General features: G+C 66.5%; 16 protein-coding genes and 1 tRNA gene. 1 reads left to right on the forward strand and 16 read right to left on the reverse strand.

What is annotated here, in order from left to right:
• Nucleotides 1-317: 317 nt before the first annotated feature.
• From ACX9MO_RS17980 to ACX9MO_RS18055, 16 genes are all read right to left on the reverse strand, one after another.
• Nucleotides 318-1391, reverse strand: coding sequence for an NAD(P)H-dependent flavin oxidoreductase (locus ACX9MO_RS17980; RefSeq protein ID WP_462212833.1), 1074 nt, complete (start codon nt 1389-1391; stop codon nt 318-320).
• A gap of 242 nt (nt 1392-1633) precedes the next feature.
• A tRNA-Ser gene (locus ACX9MO_RS17985) sits at nt 1634-1723 on the reverse strand.
• A gap of 136 nt (nt 1724-1859) precedes the next feature.
• A complete protein-coding gene (gene cls, locus ACX9MO_RS17990; protein WP_222489977.1) occupies nt 1860-3320 on the reverse strand; it encodes a cardiolipin synthase in 1461 nt (486 codons plus the stop codon).
• A 9-nt stretch (nt 3321-3329) separates the two neighbouring features.
• Nucleotides 3330-4046 (reverse strand): alanyl-tRNA editing protein, encoded by a 717-nt coding sequence (locus ACX9MO_RS17995; protein WP_462212834.1) that lies wholly within the window; start codon nt 4044-4046, stop codon nt 3330-3332.
• Nucleotides 4043-6574, reverse strand: coding sequence for a DUF3772 domain-containing protein (locus ACX9MO_RS18000; RefSeq protein ID WP_462212835.1), 2532 nt, complete (start codon nt 6572-6574; stop codon nt 4043-4045). The genes ACX9MO_RS17995 and ACX9MO_RS18000 overlap by 4 nt, the downstream gene beginning before the upstream one ends.
• Entirely contained in the window at nt 6571-7602 is a 1032-nt protein-coding gene (locus ACX9MO_RS18005) for a cysteine synthase A (protein WP_222489980.1), read from the reverse strand. Before ACX9MO_RS18005 ends, ACX9MO_RS18000 begins: the two co-directional genes overlap by 4 nt.
• A gap of 65 nt (nt 7603-7667) precedes the next feature.
• Nucleotides 7668-8786 (reverse strand): NUDIX domain-containing protein, encoded by a 1119-nt coding sequence (locus ACX9MO_RS18010; RefSeq protein WP_222489981.1) that lies wholly within the window; start codon nt 8784-8786, stop codon nt 7668-7670.
• A gap of 1 nt (nt 8787) precedes the next feature.
• Nucleotides 8788-9234, reverse strand: a complete 447-nt coding sequence (locus tag ACX9MO_RS18015) for a TrgA family protein (RefSeq protein ID WP_462212836.1) — start codon at nt 9232-9234, stop codon at nt 8788-8790.
• Nucleotides 9234-10445: a class I SAM-dependent methyltransferase gene (locus ACX9MO_RS18020; RefSeq protein WP_462212837.1), complete on the reverse strand. Its 1212-nt coding sequence runs from the start codon at nt 10443-10445 to the stop codon at nt 9234-9236. The genes ACX9MO_RS18015 and ACX9MO_RS18020 overlap by 1 nt, the downstream gene beginning before the upstream one ends.
• Nucleotides 10446-10512: 67 nt before the next feature.
• Nucleotides 10513-11940: a cryptochrome/photolyase family protein gene (locus tag ACX9MO_RS18025; RefSeq protein ID WP_462212838.1), complete on the reverse strand. Its 1428-nt coding sequence runs from the start codon at nt 11938-11940 to the stop codon at nt 10513-10515.
• 234 nt (nt 11941-12174) lie between these two features.
• A complete protein-coding gene (locus tag ACX9MO_RS18030; protein ID WP_462212839.1) occupies nt 12175-13398 on the reverse strand; it encodes an aminotransferase class V-fold PLP-dependent enzyme in 1224 nt (407 codons plus the stop codon).
• 88 nt (nt 13399-13486) lie between these two features.
• Entirely contained in the window at nt 13487-15124 is a 1638-nt protein-coding gene (locus tag ACX9MO_RS18035; protein ID WP_462212840.1) for a BCCT family transporter, read from the reverse strand.
• A 25-nt stretch (nt 15125-15149) separates the two neighbouring features.
• Nucleotides 15150-15551 (reverse strand): universal stress protein, encoded by a 402-nt coding sequence (locus ACX9MO_RS18040; protein WP_409996962.1) that lies wholly within the window; start codon nt 15549-15551, stop codon nt 15150-15152.
• A gap of 274 nt (nt 15552-15825) precedes the next feature.
• Nucleotides 15826-16341, reverse strand: a complete 516-nt coding sequence (locus ACX9MO_RS18045) for a DinB family protein (RefSeq protein ID WP_462212841.1) — start codon at nt 16339-16341, stop codon at nt 15826-15828.
• 221 nt (nt 16342-16562) lie between these two features.
• The gene (gene aroB, locus ACX9MO_RS18050; protein ID WP_462212842.1) at nt 16563-17684 is read right to left on the reverse strand and encodes a 3-dehydroquinate synthase; all 1122 of its coding nucleotides are present in this window, start codon (nt 17682-17684) and stop codon (nt 16563-16565) included.
• Nucleotides 17681-18259, reverse strand: a complete 579-nt coding sequence (locus ACX9MO_RS18055) for a shikimate kinase (protein WP_462214477.1) — start codon at nt 18257-18259, stop codon at nt 17681-17683. The genes aroB and ACX9MO_RS18055 overlap by 4 nt, the downstream gene beginning before the upstream one ends.
• Nucleotides 18260-18359: 100 nt before the next feature.
• On the opposite strand from ACX9MO_RS18055, the gene ACX9MO_RS18060 reads away from it, so the two are divergent.
• The gene (locus ACX9MO_RS18060) at nt 18360-18509 is read left to right on the forward strand and encodes a hypothetical protein (RefSeq protein WP_222489990.1); all 150 of its coding nucleotides are present in this window, start codon (nt 18360-18362) and stop codon (nt 18507-18509) included.
• Nucleotides 18510-18556 lie beyond the last annotated feature (47 nt).

The following is an 18556-nucleotide window of genomic DNA, read 5'->3' on the forward strand; positions in this document are numbered from 1 at the left end:
TTCTGGCCGTGTTCCGTGAGTGGTGGCTTTGATGCCATGGGACATTCCGGCTGAACCTCAGAGATACCTGGGCTCTTCGGTTGGTCATTCGCCGGCTGGAGGCGTATTGGTCCGCTTCCGGTCGGCATTCGACCCAGCCTTCTCATCCCCAACGTTGGGCCGGGTCTGAGACTGAGGCGGTGCCGGTCGACGGAGCGGCACCGTCTTCGCTTGATCACGCAAGCCTGCGCTCCGAAAGACGTCCGCTCCCGCCTCCGAACTGCGCTCTATCCCCGCGACATCCTCTGCCCGGGCCCTTTGTGGTGGACGGACCGGCCTCAAGCGCCCTGCCCCGTGGTGTCCCGCTCCAGTGCCTCTGCCAGTTCCTGCACCAGCACTGCGGCCGGACGCGCACGCGCAAGATGTGCGCCGGTTCCGGCCCATTGCGCCGCATAGCCGGGCACGTCGCGCACCTTGGCGGCGGCAGTGAGCTGCTTGAAGATGTCGTAAGCGAGCGGATAGGCCGGCACATCCGCCGGATCGACGCCCGCGGCGAAGCGGGTGAAGGCCGTCTCCAGCGACCGCGCCGGCCGTCCCGAGATCGCGCGCTGCATCCGGGTGCTGCCGGGCCGCGCCTGTGACAATGCGCTGCGGTAGGCGGCATCGGCGGCGCTTTCCGGGCAGAGGATGAAGGCGGTGCCCATCTGTGCTGCGACGGCGCCCGCATCGAGGGCGGCGCGGATATCGTCAGCCGCCATGATCCCGCCCGCGGCGATGACCGGCAGGTCCACGGCCTTGGCGATCTCGCGGACCAGGGCAAGGCAGGGCTTGCGTGCGTCGGGCGCATCGGGGTCGAAGGTGCCGCGATGGCCGCCTGCCTCCCAGCCCTGCGCGATGATCGCATCCATGCCCGCTGTGGCCAATGCCTGCGCTTCGGCCACCGAGGTGGCGGAGGCCAGCAGGACAATCCCCGCCTGCCGCAGTGCCGCCACGGCCGCGGCATCGGGCAGGCCGAAATGGAACGACACCACGGCGGGCCGCTCCTCCAGCAGGACGGCCAGGATGTCGGGCTGGTCCTGGAAGGGAATGTAGGGATTGCCCATCTGCTCCGGCGCAGAGGCGCCCATCTGGGCCAGCAGCGGGGCGATCCGCGCGATCCACGCGGTATCCCGCGCCGCATCGCGCCGTGGCGCACCGTGGCAGAAGAAGTTGGCGTTGATGGCACGACCGGTCAGCGCCCTGGTGTCACGCAGCGTCCGGCGCACGCCCGTTGCATCCATCGCCCCCAACCCGAGAGAGCCGAGCGCACCGGCCTCGCTCACGGCGGCCGCGAGGTCCGGCGTGGTGACGCCCGCCATGGGCGCCTGGATCAGCGGGACCGTCAGGCCGAGGGACGTGAGATCGAATGTCATGATGGGCTCCTCCTGCGGGCGAGAGTGCCAGCCGCGCTGCGCCGTGGCCAGTGGCTTGCGCCCTGCCCGATCCCTGCGCCCGATCCGCGGGCAACGCACCGCTGCCCGGGCCCGGCCGCTCGGCTGCAATCGGCCGAACAGGGACGCTTAAGGGGCTGAGAGCCTCGTGACACGCGAAAAGACCCCGCAGGGGCCGGCGCTTCAACGCTGATTTTGGGGTTTTGACCCGGTCGATGGGTCTATGGCGGAGAGACAGGGATTCGAACCCTGGAGACGGTTTCCCGCCTACACACTTTCCAGGCGTGCGCCTTCGACCACTCGGCCACCTCTCCGGTTTGGCTTCAATAGCCGAAGCACGGGGAAAGGTTCAAGAGGAGAAGCGACGCTTTCCGCAGGGAAAATTCCGCTTTTTTCGGACACCCCGCAAACGGCTCCCGAACATCTCCCGAACCGGCCCGAAGGTGGGTGTCAGAGCACCGGCCCCATCATCGCGATCGTGTTGTAATAGGCCCTGCGCCACAGGCCCCAGCCGATCACGTCGGCCTGCGTCACGGGCTCGGAGACGTCGATGTAGCTTTGCTGGCGGGCGCGGAGGTCGGCCGTAACGGCGGCATCCTCAAGCAGGATGTTGTTCTCGTAGTTGAGCTCGAAGCTGCGCCGGTCGAGGTTCGCGGAGCCGACCAGCGTGATGCAGCCATCCAGTGTCAGGGATTTCGCGTGCAGAAGCCCCTCCGGATACTCGAAAATCTGCACCCCCGCCGCCAGCAGGTCGTGGTAATAGCTCCGGCTCGCGGCGGCGACGACGAAGGAATCGTTGCGCTTGGGCAGCACGAGGATGGTGCGCACCTTGCGGCGGGCGGCACTGCAGAGCGCCGATTGCATCGATTCCGTGGGCACGTAATAGGGCGTCGTCAGCACCAGCTCGTCCCGCGCGCCATGCATCAGCGCTTCGAAGACCTCGGGCATGGCCGTCGGGCGGACCGTGGGCCCGGTGCCGATCACCTGCGCGGTCAGCCCGGGGGCGCGGACCTCCTCGGACGGAGGCCCGATGAGCGCGCGCAGGTCATCCTCGTGATGCGCCATCCAGTCCTCGGCAAAGAGCCACTGATTCTGACGCACGATCGGCCCCTCGAAGCGCAGCATGAGGTCGACCCAGGGCCCGTACTTCTTCTTCGGCAGGAATTCGGCGTCGGCGCAGTTCTGGCTGCCGCAATAGGTGATGCGGTTGTCGATCACCACGATCTTGCGGTGATTGCGCAAATCCATACGCCCCCGAATCGGATGCAGCACGGGATTGGACACCGGCAGCGCACGGGCCAGCCTGACCCCTGCCCCTTCCATGCGGCGCCAGTGCTCGGACCGGATGATCCGGCGCGACCCGATGTCGTCGGCCATGGCGCGCACGGTGACGCCCCGGGCGGCGGCCCGGATCAGCGCCTCGACGATCGCAAGGCCGCTGTGATCGGCCAGCCAGATGTAGAAGAGCACGTGCACATGATCGCTGGCCGCGTCGATATCCGCGACGATGGCCCGGATCGAGGCCTCGGAATCCGCCAGAAGCGCGGCGCTGTTGCCGCCCACGGGGCCAAAGCCGTTGATCGATTCGCCTGTCCGGAACAGGTGCAGGTACTCCTCGCTCGGCAGGCTGAAGTCGCCGCAGGGGTTGGGCGGCGTCTCGGGATTGCGCAGGACCTCGGCCATGGCGCGATAGCGGGCGGCACGGCGGTTGCCGATGTTCGTTTCCCCGAAAAGGACATAGGCGAGGATGCCGAAGGCGGGCACGGCGATCATCACCAACAGCCACGCCATGCGCGAGGAGGGCTCGCGGTTGGGCCGCAGGAGCGCGCGCAGGATGAAACCGATCTGGATTGCGCCGTAGGCCAGCAGCAGCGGCCAGCTGGTCAGGAATGCGACGACATGGGGCCCCATCCCGCGCCCTCAGTCCAGCAACAGGGAGACGCGGCGGTTCTGGCGGCCCTTCTTCTCGATCTTGCCGAGGCGGGCCGTGCCGATCTCGCCCGTCCGGGCGACATGGGTGCCGCCGCAGGGCTGGAGATCCACCTGCTCCGCCCCCTGCCCGATCCGCACCAGACGGATGCGTCCGGATCCGCGGGGCGGGCTGACGGACATGGTTTTCACCAGATCGGGGTTCGCATCGAGTTCTTCATCGGTGATCCAGTGCTCGGTCACCGGCAGGTCCCGGGCAATCAACTCGTTCAGCGCGGTCTCCAGCGCGACCTTGTCCGCGGGGGCCTCGGGCATGTCGAAGTCGAGCCGCCCCTTGCCGGCACCCACCGCGCCGCCGCTCACTGGCAGCGGGATCACGACCGAGAGCAGGTGCAGCGCTGTATGCATCCGCATATGGGCAAAACGCACGTCCCAGTCCAGTTCCTGCCGCACCGGCGCGCCGACCGGAGGCAGCTCCTGCGCCTCGTTGGGGACAAGGACGACGGCGCCCTCCTCCCCCTTCACGGCGGTGGCCACGTAGACCTCGCCCTTTTCCCAGATCACCGCACCGCAATCCCCGGGCTGGCCGCCACCGTTGGGATAGAAGATCGACCGGTCGAGGATCAGCCCGCCATCGTCCGTATGCGCCACCACCGTGGCCTCCGCCTCGGCAAGGTACGGATCCGTACGATAGAGCTGCTCGGTCATCTGTCCTCTCCTCCGCCGCCGTCATCGGTGCCGATATCATCGGAGGTCATATGTTGCGCCGCATCGGGCAACTTGTCTACCGCATCGCGCTTTTCGGGGCCCTGCACCGGCGGCGTCGCATCGGGCTGCGCGGGCGGCGCGGTGCCGGACGTTGGCGCGGGATGGAGTTTCTCGGGGTTCCGGATCCACAGGTCGCGCTGTGCGAAGGGGATCTCGATCCCCTCCTCGGCAAAGCGCTCGGCGATCATGTGGTTCAGCTCGGTCTGGATCGGCAGGCCCCAGAGCACGTCGCGGATGATCAGCCGCACCTCGAAGTCGAGCGAGCTTTCCCCGAAGCCCTTGAAGTAGACGAAGGGCGCCGGGTTATCGAGGACCATCGGATGCGACTTGCCGATCTCCAGCAGGATCTCCTCCACCCGGCGGGTATTGGAGCCATAGGCCACGCCCACCGTCAGGATCACCCGGCCGATGTTGTTGCCCCGGGTCCAGTTCGTCACCGTGCCCGAAATGAGATCAGCGTTGGGCACGATCACGTCGGTGCGGTCGAAGGTCTCGATCCGGGTCGAGCGCACGGAGATCGACTTCACGATGCCCATCTGTCCGTTGACCTGGATCCAGTCGCCCTCGGAAATCGGCCGCTCCACCAGCAGGATGATCCCCGAGACGAAGTTCTGCACGATGTTCTGCATGCCGAAACCGATACCGACCGACAGCGCACCGGCCACATAGGCGAGCGCCGAGAGGTTGATGCCGGCGGCGGTGATCGCGATGATCGCGGCGAGGAACACCCCCACGTAGCCGAGCCCGGTCACGAAGGCCCGCTGGCCGCCCGGGTCGAGCCGCGTCTTGGGCAGGATCGTGGTGCCGAGCGCCCCCTGCGACAGCCGCGTGAGCCCCAGCCCGATGGCAAAGACGATCACGAAGGTCAGGAAGTTGCTGGGCGAAATCGTCGTTTCGCCCATGCTGAAGCCCTGCATGAACCGGGTCCAGAGCTCGATCAGGTCGGTGGGGCGCGCGCCCCAGATCAGCGCGAAGAACGGCAGCGAGGCGATCACCAGCAGCGCCGCGCCGAGGACCGGGGTCAGGGCCTCGTCCACATGGGCGCGGTTGCGGGTGATCAGGACATAGAGTTCGACGATCACCCGCTGGAGGACGACCATGAAGGCCAGCAGCGCCAGCGACTTGATCATCGGCATGACGATCGCATCGGCCATGGCGAAATAGCCGATCACCCCTGCCAGCGGCCCCAGCACGGACATCAGGATCGTGAACCGACCCAGCAGCAGAACCAGCTGCATCAGGAAGCTCAGGCTTTCCGAGGGCTCCTGCTCGCTGCGGGCGTGGTTCATCAGCAGGCGCCCGACCCGGTAGAGGATCGGCCCCGCGGCCAGCAGCATCGGGAAGAAGATGACGTTGCGCGCCTCGGCGGACCAGTCGGCATAGGCCCCGGCCGCTACGAGGATCTCGTAGAGGAACAGCAGCACGCCAAGGACGACCGAGTAGAACCGCCCCTCGAGCCGCTCCTGCCTGGTCAGGTGCAGCGGCGGATCGGCGGCCTCCGAGCTCAGGAACATCTGCGTGCCGAGCCAGAAGATGATGAAGAAGTTCACCCCGCCCTTGAAGGCCGCGCCCAGCATGGCCTCGCCCTGCGGCCCCACGAGGCCGGACATGAAGGAGGCCACGAGGATCATCCCCAGCCCGGCGGCGGGCAGGATGATCTGCCCCAGCGAGATCAGCAGCCCCAGCAGCCAGCGTTCCGCGCTGCGGTTCCGGTCGCGCACCTTGTTGGACCAGGTTTCGACCCAGCGGCGCCCGCGCAGCAGCAGGAAGCCCGCAGCGGTCAGCGAGAGCAGCACCGCAGGCAGGGCGCCGCGCAGCGTCTCGCCGCCGGCGCGTCGCCAGTTGGTCGTCAACTCGTCGACGAGCCCCATGAAGCTGCGACTCAGGCTCTCGGCGGCATCGGACCAGTTGGCGGGGTTCAGGGGCGTCGGCCCCAGTTCCAGAAGCTGCGTCGTCTGCCGTTCGCGCAGGATGCGGTCGATCTCGCGGATCAGGGCATCGGCGCGGCTGTAGGCCACGCCGGCAGCGGTGGCCGGCGCCCGCAGCTCGGTCAGGCGGTTGGTGATCTCCGCGCGCTGCTGCGCGATCTCGGGGGCTTCCTCGCCATCCTCCGGCGGGGCGCCAAGCGCGTCGAGCTGCGCCTGCACGCTGGTGATCGTGCTGGCATTGATCTGCTCCGCGCCATGGAAATGATCGCGCCAGCCCACCAGTTCGGCCCGCAGGTCGCTCATGGTGGAGCTGGTGGCGGCGTCATCCTCGATCGCCTGTTCGGCGCGGGCGGCGACCTTGTCCCAGTCGCCGTAATTATAGTTGATCTGCTCGCCGCTCTCGCCATCCTGCGCGACGGCAACGGAGGGATGGAACGGCGACAGCATCCCTGCCCCGGCCCCGGTCAGGGCCAGCAGCAGGATCAGCAGGAGGGAGCGGAGGGCCCGCGGGCGCGCGCGACGGCGGGCCGGGCTCTTCACTCCGAGAAGACTCCGGGAATGGAGCGGGGGCTTTCGGTCATCCATGACGGGGTCGGCAGGCCTTGGTCTCTGAGGAAACGCGGATTGAACAGTTTCGACTGATATCGCGTTCCGTAGTCGCAAAGCACAGTGACAATCCTGTGACCCGGGCCCAGCTCGCGCGCGAGGCGCACGGCCCCGGCCACGTTCACCGCCGAGGACCCGCCGAGGCAGAGCCCCTCTTCCGACAGCAGGTCAAAGACGTAAGGCAGCGCCTCCGCGTCGGGCACCTGGTAGGAGAAGTCCGGCGTGAAGCCTTCGAGGTTGGCGGTAATCCGCCCCTGCCCGATGCCCTCGGTGATCGAGGAGCCTTCGGAGGCCAGCTGACCAGTGGTGTAGAAGGCATGCAGCGCCGCGCCCATCGGATCGGCAAGGGCGATCTTCACACCCTTGGGCTGCAACGCCATGGCCACGCCCGCCAGCGTCCCGCCGGAGCCGACGGAAGCCACGAACCCGTCCACCTTGCCGTCGGTCTGCTCCCAGATCTCGGGGCCTGTGGTCTCGATATGGGCCTGACGGTTGGCGACGTTGTCGAACTGGTTGGCCCAGATCGCGCCATGCGGCTCGGACGCCGCCAGCTTCTCGGCCAGCCGCTGCGAATAGCGCACGTAGTTGTTGGGGTTCTTGTAGGGCGCCGCCGGCACCTGGACCAGCTCCGCGCCCGCAAGGCGCAGCATGTCCTTCTTCTCCTGAGACTGGGTCTCGGGGATGACGATGACGGTCTTGAAGCCCATCGAGGCGCCCACGAGCGCAAGGCCGATGCCGGTGTTGCCCGCGGTGCCTTCGACGATCGTGCCGCCGGGCTCCAGCGTGCCGCGGGCGATGGCGTCCTTGATGATGTAGAGCGCGGCCCGGTCCTTGACCGACTGGCCGGGGTTCATGAACTCCGCCTTGCCGAGGATCTCGCAGCCGGTTTCCTCGCTGACCTTGCGCAGGCGGATCAGGGGCGTCTTGCCGACGGCATCTGCCAGGTCCTTGGCCACAAACATCTCTGCACTCCTTCTTCCGTCGCGGATGATCTGCCCGGAAGACTTAGACCCCGGCGCGCGCTAACTCAAGCGGCGGCACGCAATAGGGAACGCTCGCGCTGAAGCCAGAACATCAGCAGGATCAGCGGCCCGCAATCCGCCTCCTTGGAGGACACCAGTTCCATCACACGGTCGAAGGGCAGAATATGGGTCCGGATATCTTCGCCCTCGCCCGCCAGACCGAACCCTGTTCCGCCTTCGTCCGGCAGGGTCGTCAGGCCGACATAGCAGTGCATGAACTCGCTGCAGCAGCCGGGCGTCGGGTAGAAGGAGGTGACGTGCAGCAGCTGGTCCAGCTCCAGCCCGCTCTCCTCCATCGCCTCCCGCCGGGCGCAGTCCTCGGGGCTCTCGCCGGGGTCGATCCGGCCGGCGACGGGCTCCAGCGACCAGGGCCAGGGGCTGCCGTTGTTGTAGGGGCCCATGCGGAACTGCTCGACCAGCAGCACGGTGTCCTTCACCGGATCGTAGGGCAGCACGAGCGAGGCATCGGGCGCGATGAAGGTCTCCCGCACCAGCGTCTCGGTCATGCCCCCGGAATAGAGCGGATGGCGCAGGGTCTGGCGCTTGGTGATGTAGAACTCCGCGTGGGTCACCTCGTCCGAGAGCAACTCGACCTGATCGGCGCGGCGCTCTCGGCCCAGCGTGGGTGCGGGCTGCTCCGCGGCCCGCATCCGGCTGAGCGCCCGGGCGCGGACCTGATCATAGCGCCAGCCCATCTGCTGCGCGGGGACGCGTCCGAAATAGGTCATGCATTCCCGCGCCGACATCCGGGCCGCCTGCGCCCATGCGCGGGCCCAGTCCTCCAGCGACCACGGCCTGTCCCCGGCGTCATCGGCGTTGGACGGCAGGTAGACCGACACGGCGGCCTCCTCGCCCTCGGGCGTATGGGCCATGCCCGGCCAAAGGTGATAGCCGAAGGCCTCCTCGTACCAGCTCACACGCTCAAGGGCCTCACCCTCCAGCGTCACGATACCGCCCTCGGCGAGGCTTCCGGCCTCTGCGAGGCAGATCGGGTAGTCCTCGTTCAGTACCGAAACGACCTTGTGGTCTCGCAGCGTCGCAGGCCGGACTTTAACCGGCTGCCCCGCAACGATGTCCAGCAGCGGCTGATGCCGCAGCGTCCCGTAGATAAAAATGTCCGTCATGCTACCGCCAGCGGCGCCCTGCCATGTTGGTGAAAATGCCGGCCAGCATCCCGCCCACGGCGAGCGTCCAGAGGATATGCATATGCAACAGGTGCTGTCCGTAATCGGCCCCGATCGGGAAGAGCGCCAGCAGCGCCTCCATCGGGCCGTCGAAGCGGCGGTCGAGCGACAGCCGCAGGGCCTCGTTCGCCGCCTGAAGGGCCAGGGCCCAGAAGACGAGAACCGCGACCGCGGTGATGCCCATCACGGCCGCGTTACCGTAGCTGAGACGGCCGTCCGCGCGGCTGCCAAGGGTGATCCACCCCACCAGAAGGCCGAGGACCATGTTCAGTGGAAGCATCCAGCCGAAGTTGGTCTCCTCCGGCATCACTTCCTTGACCATGCCGGAGACGACAAAGGCCAGGATCAGAAGGCAGATGGCTCCGATGAGCCGCGCGGCAGTGGGCATCAGGATGGCCGTGTGATGGTGATCTGGGTCACGTCGCAGTTCTCGGCCCGGAAGGTCGCGGCGCAGGAGGTGAGGTAGAAGTTCCACATCCGCCTGAACCGGTCGTCGAATCCGAGCTCGGCCACCTGATCCCACTTTTCGTTGAAGGTTTCATGCCAGCGGCGCAGCGTCTGCGAATAGCTCTGGCCGAACTCCATGTGGCGTGCCACCTGCATCCCCGCCTTCTCCACCTCGGTCTTCAGGGCCGTGGGGCTGGGAAGCATCCCGCCCGGGAAGATGTACTTCTGGATGAAGTCCACGCCCTTGCGGTAGGTCTCGAAGCGGGCGTCGGTCAGGGTGATGATCTGCAACGTGGCGTTCTTGCCCGGCCGCAGCCGTTCGCGCACCGTCTCGAAATACTGCGGCCAGTACTTCTCGCCCACGGCCTCGAACATCTCGATCGAGGCGATGCCGTCGTAGCTGCCGGTCTCGTCGCGGTAATCCTGCAACTTGAAGGTCACGAGGTCGGAAAGCCCCGCCTTTTCAATGCGCTCCTGCGCGAACTTGAGCTGTTCCCTCGAGATCGTCAGCCCCGTCACCTTCAGGCCGCGCTCCTTGGCCGCGTATTCCGCAAAGCCACCCCAGCCACAGCCGATCTCCAGCACGTGGTCGCCGGGCTGCACGCCCATCTGGTCCACCATGGAGGCATATTTCTGGGTCTGTGCCTTTTCGAGGTCCTCCTGCCCGGTCACGAAGAGCGCCGAGGAATAGGTCATCGTCTCGTCCAGCCAGAGCCCGTAGAAGTCGTTGCCCAAGTCGTAATGGAAGGAGATGTTCTTGGCGGCCTGCTTCTTGGTGTTGCGATTCATCCAGTGCCGCAGGCGTTCGTAGGCCTGCACGAACTTCATCCCCGGGAAGCCGCCGTAGAGGTCTTCGGCCGTGGCGTCGAGGATCAGGTCCATGAAGGCCTGCAGGTCCGGCGTCGACCACCAGCCCTCGATATAGGCATCGCAGAAGCCGAGGTCGCCCTCGCGCACGAGCCGCGCGAAGGTGTCAGGGTTATGGACATGGATCTCGGCCACGCGGCCCGGTGCCTTGCCCTCGGCGCGGAAGATCCGCCCGTCCGGCATGTGGAAGTCGATCCGCCCCTGTTCGATCCCCTTGGCCATCTCGAAGACCTGCCCGAAGTAGCGCGGCAAGTCTTTCTGATTTTTAGTGTCGTTCAGGATCATCTTAACAACCTGTTCATATATCCCATTGCTAGGACGGAAGGCCGACAGGCCGCAAGCGATTGTTCCTTCAGGAGGCTTTGTCGCGGGCCCCGTAGGCGTCCAGTGCCCGTTTCCGACCCGAATCTAGTGCGATGAGGCGATCCGGATAGGGCGCGTCGGGCGACATGGCCCAGGCTTCAGGGATAGCGTTGAAATAGGCGCACGCCGTCGCGGGGGGCTGGGTGGAACGCTCCGCGATCCAGGCCCGTACATAGGCGCCGTCGGGGTCGAACTTATGCAATTGCGTCTCGGGATTGAAGACCCGAAAATAGGGTGCGGCATCCGGGCCACAGCCCGCAACCCATTGCCACCCCATGGCATTCGACGCCGGGTCCCAGTCCACGAGGCAATCCTCGAACCATTTCATCCCCACACGCCAATGCACCATAAGGTGTTTCGTCAGGTAGGAGGCCACCACCATCCGCGCCCGGTTGTGCATCGTGCCGGTGACGTACATCTGGCGCAGCGCCGCATCCACGAAGGGCTCGCCGGTGCGGCCCTGTTCCCAGGCCTGCACCTCCTTCAGGCGCCGGTCCTCGCGCCACGGGAAGCTGTCCCACTCGGGCCGCCAGTTGTCGGTCAGGATATGCGGCGTGTGGTACATCAGGTGGTAGGCAAACTCGCGCCAGACCAGTTCCTTGAGGAAGGTCTCGGCCCCCGCCTTGCCCGCCTCCCGCGCCCGGAGCCCCGCGTGCCAGCACTGGTGCGGCGAGATTTCCCCGAGGCTCAGGTGCGCCGAGAGCATCGAGGTGCCGTCCCGGTCGACCCGGTCGCGGTCCGACTTGTAGCTCTCCACGCCCTGCGCCATGAAATGCCCCAGCCGCCCCTGCGCGGCCTGTTCGCCGATGGGCGCATGGGCCTCCAGCACCGCCGCGCCGCGCCGCATCGGCGCTTCCAGTTGCCAGTCCTCCAGCCGGTCGCTCCCGGGCCATGTGGCAGGGGCCGGGAGCGTCTCGGGCTTCGGCAGCGGTGCCTCGACCGCGCGGTCCTTTACGGCGCGCCAGAAGGGCGAATAGACCTTGTAGTAGCTGCCCTGCCCGGTCTCCACGGTCCAAGGCTCGAACATCAGGTGCCCGCCGAAGCTTTTCGCCTCGATGCCCTGATCCCGCAGCGCCTCCTTGACCCGCGCGTCGCGCTCCTGTGCCTCCGGATCATAGAGCCGCGTCCAGTAGACGGCCTCCGCCCCGGTCTCGGCAACCAGCTCCTCCAGCACCTCGCGGGCGGGCCCTGCCCTGAGGATCAGCCGGCTTCCCGCCTCGTCCAGAGCATCAGAAAGAGACTGCAGGCCCTTGGAAAGGCGCCACTTCGGCGCCGCGCCAAGCGCATCGACCGCGCCATCGCGGATATGCACTGGGATCACCGGCCCGCCGCGTTCCACGGCAGCCACGAGCGCGGGGTGATCGGTGAGGCGCAGGTCGCGGCGAAGCCAGAGCAGCGTGGGTGCGGGATCGGTCATGGAAGGCCCTTCGGTTTATCGGGAATACGGCGCGCGGGCCGGATCGGATCGCTTGGGCGCGGCGGAAAAAGACTCTTGAAGCAAAAGTCTTGGGAAAAGTCCTGGGCAAGGCTTTTCGGGGCTGACGGTCGGGCGTTCTGCGCGGATGCGAGGGCGTTGGGGGGCTGTCTGCCCCCCCTTGGCCCGGGCGGGCCAATTCCCCCCGAGAGTATTTCCGGAAAGATGAAACGCGGCTCAGAGCACCTGATCGAGGGCGGTGATCAGCTGGGTCACCTCCGCCGGTGTGGTGTAGTGGGTGAAGCTGAGGCGCAGCACGCCTTTCGCCGGGTCGATCCCCTGTGCCTGAAGCGCACGAACGGCGTAGAAATCCCCGCCCCCGGCCATGACCTTGTGCGCGGCCAGCTGGCGCGCGACGGGCTCTGCGGCGCGGTTCAGGTCGACGGCGACCGTGGGCGCGCGGGTGGCGGCCGTTGCAGGGCCGAGCAGGCGCAGGTCGTTGCGGTTGCCGAGGTACTCCAGAAGCGGGGCCAGCGTCGTGACCTCCTGCGCGCGCATCAGGTCGTGGACCGCCGCCGCGCGGGTGGCCGGATCGGCGGGCGCGTCATGGTGATGGGCATAGAGCGCGTCGATGTAGTCCGCCATCCCGGCACAGGCGGCCACCTGCGCGTGGTCGGGGCCTGCGGGGGTGAAGCGCTTGTAGAGCGTCTCGCCGTTGAAATAATGCGCCTGGTTCGGCAGTTCGCGCGCCAGCGTCGGGCGGATCGCCATGATCCCCTGATGCGGGCCATAGGTCTTGTAGGCCGAGAAGAGATAGATATCGGCCCCGAGGTCGCCCACGTTGGGAATGCCGTGGGGCGCGTAGCTGACGCCGTCCACGCAGGTGAAGGCCCCGGCCGCATGGGCGATGGCGGTGATCTCGCTCACCGGGTTGATCTCGCCCACCACGTTGGAGCAATGCGGGAAGCAGACGAGGCGCACGCTTTCGTCCAGCAGCGCCTCCAACTGCTCCGGGTCGAGGTGCCCCGTCGCGGGGTCGATCTGCCATTCGCGGACCTCGATCCCAGCCTCTGCCAGCCGCCGCCACGTGCCGGTGTTGGCCTCGTGGTCCTGGTTGGTCACCACGATCGCCTCGCCCGGCGTCAGCCACTCCCGGACGGCCTGGGCCAGCACGTAGGTGTTCGCGGTGGTGGACGGGCCGAAGGACAGGTCCTGCGTGTCGATCCCCATCATGGCCGCGAGCCGCACCCGCGCCTCGTCCATTTCGGCCCCGCCCGCCTCGGAGGCCGGATAGGGCGCGTAGGGCTGCACCTTCCGTTCGCGGTAGAAGCGCGTCAGCCGGTCATAGACCGGGCGGCACATGTAGGAGCCGCCCGCATTTTCAAAGAAGGCCCAGCCATCCAGCGAGGGCTCCTCAAAGGCCGGGAACTGCGCCCGGACGAAGTCGAGATCGAGTGTCATATCTTGGGTCATGGGGCGCATCAAAAAGCGAAACCGCCCGCTGGCGCAAGGGCCAACGGGCGGTTCAGGTCTCACATCCGTTCGGGCGTCAGCGCCGTTCGGAGGCAAGCCCCTTGACGATGGCCCAGCACATGATCAGCAGCACGATCGTGAACGGCAGACCGGTGGAGATCACCATGGACTGCAGCGAGGCCAGACCGCCTGCCGAGAGCAGCAGCACGATGGCCACCGCGCCCTCGAAGACGCACCAGAACACCCGCTGCGGCACCGGTGCATCGACCTTGCCGCCCGCGGTGATCGTGTCGATCACCAGCGAGCCACTGTCCGACGAGGTGACGAAGAAGACGATCACCAGCACGATACCCACCAGCGAGGTGATGCCGGTCAGCGGCAGGAAGTCGAGCATCTTGAAGAGCTTCAGCTCCAGAGACGCCTCCTGTGCCGCGGTATAGCCCTCCTGCACGACCTGCTGGATCGCCACGCCGCCGAAGACCGACATCCAAAGGACGCAGACCAGCGAGGGGATCAGCAGCACGCAGATGACGAACTCCCGCACCGTGCGACCGCGCGAGACGCGGGCGATGAACATGCCCACGAAGGGCGACCAGGAGATCCACCAGGCCCAGTAGAACGACGTCCAGCCCTGCATGAAGTTCACGTCCTCGCGGCCGACCGGGTTCGAGAGCGCCGGAAGGTACTCGATATAGGCCATGAGGTAGTCCCCGAAGCCGGTGAGGATCGCCAGCGTATGGCCTGCCAGCAGCGTGAAGAGCAGCAGGACGAAGGCCAGCCCCATGTTGATCTCGGAGAGGATCTTCACACCCCCGTCGAGGCCGCGCAGCACCGAGATCAGCGCCACGGCGGTAATGGCCGAGATCAGGATCACCTCCGTCGAGGAGCCGATCGGCACGCCGAAGAGCTCGTTCAGGCCCGCGTTTGCCTGCGTCGCCCCGAAGCCGAGCGAGGTCGCAAGGCCGAAGAGCGTGGCAAAGACCGCCAGCGTGTCGATGATGTGGCCCGGCCAGCCCCAGACCTTTTCACCCAGGATCGGGTAGAAGGCCGAGCGGATCGTCAGCGGCAGGCCCTTGTTGAAGCTGAAGAGCGCAAGGCTCAGCGCCACGACCGCGTAGATCGCCCAGGGGTGCAGGCCCCAGTGGAAGATCGTCGCCGCCATGCCGAGCCGGATCGCCGCCGCCTCGTCGCCCTCGGCCCCGCCGAGCGGCGCCCAGTCGGTCCGCACGCCGTTCTCGACCGTGGTGCCCCCGAGGGAGGTCGAGAAGTGGGTGAGCGGCTCGGACACGCCGTAGAACATCAGGCCGATGCCCATGCCGGCCGCGAAGAGCATCGCGAACCAGCCGATGTAGGTATAATCCGGCGTCGCCTCCGCCCCGCCGAGGCGCACCTTGCCGAGCGGCGTGACGATGAGCACGAGGCAGAAGATGACGAAGATGTTCGCCGCGCCCAGGAAGAACCAGTCGAACGACTTGGTCACCGTGTTGAAGAGCCAGGTGAAGACCGACCCCGCCTGTTCCGGCAGCGCCAGCGTGTAGAACACGAAGGCCACGATGGCGACGCCCGAGATCAGGAAGACGGGGTTGTGGATGTCGAAGCCGAAGGGCCCGACATTGCCGTCGATATTGTCCTGTCCGATCTCGTACTCGGTATCGATGGCATTCACGTGGCCTTCCGGCTCAGGAATGCCCTGGTTGGTGGATTCATCGGCCATGGCCGGTTTCCTCTCTTGTTGTTGCTCAGCCGCGCACGACGAGGACCGAGGCCTTGGAATGGCCCGCGATGGTCCCGCCGTTCGACGGCCAGATGTAATCGGTGAGATTGGGAAGATGGCTCGCCATGACGACGAGATCGGCGCCCACCTCGTCCACCGCCTTCAGCAGCGTCCGGTCGAGGTCGATCGTGGGATCGTGGCTGGTGATCGCATGGGCGGTGGCCTCGTGGCCGAATTCGGTCGCCTGCGCGGCGGCGAATGCGGCCAGCTTCTCGGCATATTCCGCCGGGTTGTGGGCGATCGACCCCGGGTTGGGCGAGGTGACGCCGACATAGACGATCGGCGCGCCGTAGTGCCGCGCGAGGTCAGCCGCGCAGGACAGGGACCGGGAAAGCCGGTCTGCATGGGTGAGGTCAACTGGGACCATTAACTTGGAAAACAAATAACTCCCTCCTTTTCCGCGCCCGCAGGATCTGGTGTCCCGGCTGACGGCGCATGATCGGAACCCGTGTCCGCGATGGGGCGCAGGCGACGGGCGTTGGATGAAATGGATCGTCCGTTAACCCTACGTCGCCCGCGACGTGCGCGGAAACACGCGCACGGCATCACATAGGGGGAAACCGACATTCGTCATGTCGAAAATCACGTTTTCGTAAGGGAAGCCCGAATATTGTTGTCCGTTTCCGCGACAGTGGCCCGGATCAGAGCCAGGGGCCGGTCTCCGGAAGAAAGGCCAGGTCTGTCACACCGGGGTCCCGTCCGATGGTCGTCAGCATGGCGTGGATCTGTCCGCGGTGGTGGGTCTGGTGGTTGAACATGTGGGCGAACAACTGCGCCCGGTTGGCCCGGACCTCGGCCTTGATCCCGCCGGAGTACCACGTCAGCTCACCCGTCACGTCCTCCGGGCCGAGGCCCTCGCTCCAGTCCCGGATCGCCGCATCCATGCGCAGACGCTCGCTGCTCCAGACCTCGACGTTCGGGGTGAAGCCCCCGCTCTCCTTCTGCACGACCTCCGGTTTCGGCAGGTCTGCGAACCGCGACATCCACATCTGGTCCGCCCAGAGGATATGGTTCGCCGTGCCAAGGATCGAGCCGAAGAAGGCGCCGCGATCCTCGGTAAGCGCAGCACTGTCGAGGCGTTCCATCACCTCCCGCAGCTGCCAGTTCTGCCACGCGTTGTAACAGGCCATCATGACGCAATAGGCGGGCGTGATCATCGCGGTTCCTCCGGACTGGACGGTGGAAATGTTAACGTCTTGGCAGGACGGCGCAAGCACGTCGCTGCGGTGCGGCAGTCCCGGGGTCACGGGTCCGTTGCACGGGCGTTCGCGGCGAGGAGGCCGGGGCGATGCTTCGCACGAGACGAAGCGCGCCCCGGCGGATAGACAGATCTAAGATTTAAAGCGTTACTTTAAGTAAATTGCTTTTTCTAGACTTATCAGCGCCTTGCGAGCAGCACATCATCCAGAAGCTTAAAGACCGTTTCGCGCGGCACATCGGCCGTCACGAAGGCCTCCCCGATGCCGCGCGCAAGGATGAACCGCAGCTGACCGTCCACCACCTTCTTGTCCTGCGCCATCAGCGCAAACAGCCCCTCCGCATCCGGCAGATCGCCCGGAATATCGGCAAGGTCCACTTTCATGCCCATGTCGCGCAGGTGCGCGCGCACCCGGCTCGGCGCTTCCTGCGCGCAGAGCCCCAGACGCGACGACAGTTCGAAGGCTAGGGCGCACCCGACCGCGACGCCTTCACCGTGATAGAGACGGTCGGAATAGCCCGTCGCCGCCTCCAGCGCGTGACAGAAGGTATGGCCGAGGTTCAGCAGCGCACGGTCGCCCTGCTCGGTCTCGTCACGAGCCACGATCTCGGCCTTCATCTCGCAGGCGCGGGTCACGGCGGCGGTCCGGGCCTCGATATCCCCGGCGGCCAGCTTAGGGCCCATCTCTTCGAGCCAGTCGAAGAAGGCCTCGTCCCCGAGCAGCCCGTATTTCACCACTTCGCCGTAGCCTGCGAGGAAATCGCGCGGAGTCAGCGTGCCGAGGACGTCGATATCCGCCAGCACGAGGCTCGGCTGGTGGAAGGCGCCGACGAGGTTCTTGCCCGCCGCGACGTTGATCCCGGTCTTGCCACCCACCGAGCTGTCCACCTGCGCCAGAAGCGAGGTCGGGATCTGCACGAAACGCACGCCGCGCCGCAGCACGGCGGCCGCAAAGCCAGCCAAATCGCCGATCACCCCACCGCCGAAGGCCACCACCACGTCGCGCCGTTCGACCTTCTGCTCCAGCAGCCATTCCACGGTGCGGGTGAAGTGCGGCCAGCTTTTCGTCGCCTCGCCCGCAGGCAGCGTCAGGGCCTCCATCTCGATCCCCGCGGCGGCCAGACCCTCGCGCAGGGCATCTAGGTGCAGCGCGGCCACGTTCTCATCGGTCACCACCGCCACGCGGGGCCGTTTCAGCAGCGGTGCGATCTCCTCGCCCGCGCGGGCCAGCAGGCCGGTACCGATGCGGATGTCATAGGAACGCTCGCCAAGGTCGACGCGCAAAGTTCTGGGATCGCTCATCTTTTCTCCAGCACATCGGGCCGCGATTGCAGCGCCTCCACCACAAGGGCACAGGTCTCGTCGATACTATATGCCGGCTGCGTCTCGACTGTCAGATCGGCGAGCGCATAGGTCGGCACCCGCGCCTCGTAGAGCCCCTTGAGCGTGCCATAGGGATCGGGCGCGCGCAGCAGCGGACGGCTGTCGCGGTGTTTCACCCGGCGCCAGAGCAGGTCCAGATCGGCCTTCAGCCAGACCGAAACCCCGCGCCGAGAGATCATCTCGCGGTTCTGCGGCTGCATGAAGGCGCCGCCGCCGGTGGAGAGAATGCGCCCGCCCGTGTCGTCGAGATCCAGCAGGCGGCCGATCACCTGGGTTTCCTTCTTGCGGAAGAACCCCTCGCCGTCCCGTGCAAATATCTCGGAGATCGTCATCTGCGCCGCGGCTTCGATCTCCGCGTCCGAATCGACGAAAGGTGCCTCAAGCTCCGCTGCCAGGGCCTTGCCGACGGCCGTCTTTCCGGCCCCCATCATCCCCACCAGCACTACCGTTTTTTTCAGCGTCCAGCCCATGCCCCCCGCGCCGTTCTCGGCCATCATTTGCCAAATTTCCGTTACTCGCGCCTCAATGACGTGATCTTGTGCAAAAGGCCAGTTATAAGTTCCCGAAAGAAGCAGACAAACCGGGGCAGAAATCATGTGGCGAGTCATCAAGTGGCTGTTTTATCTCGCAATCCTTCTCTTCATTGCCCTGGTGGCCTATGCCTACATCGGACCTTTCTTCGGCGCGGACTTCTCTCCGCCCGCCGATGAGATCCGTATCCCGGTGGAGCTCGATGCCCAGTAGCGCCCAAGCGCTTCTCCTGACAGCGATTTTGGCTGCCGCGGTTCCCG

It is taken from the genome of Pseudooceanicola profundus (assembly GCF_054919315.1).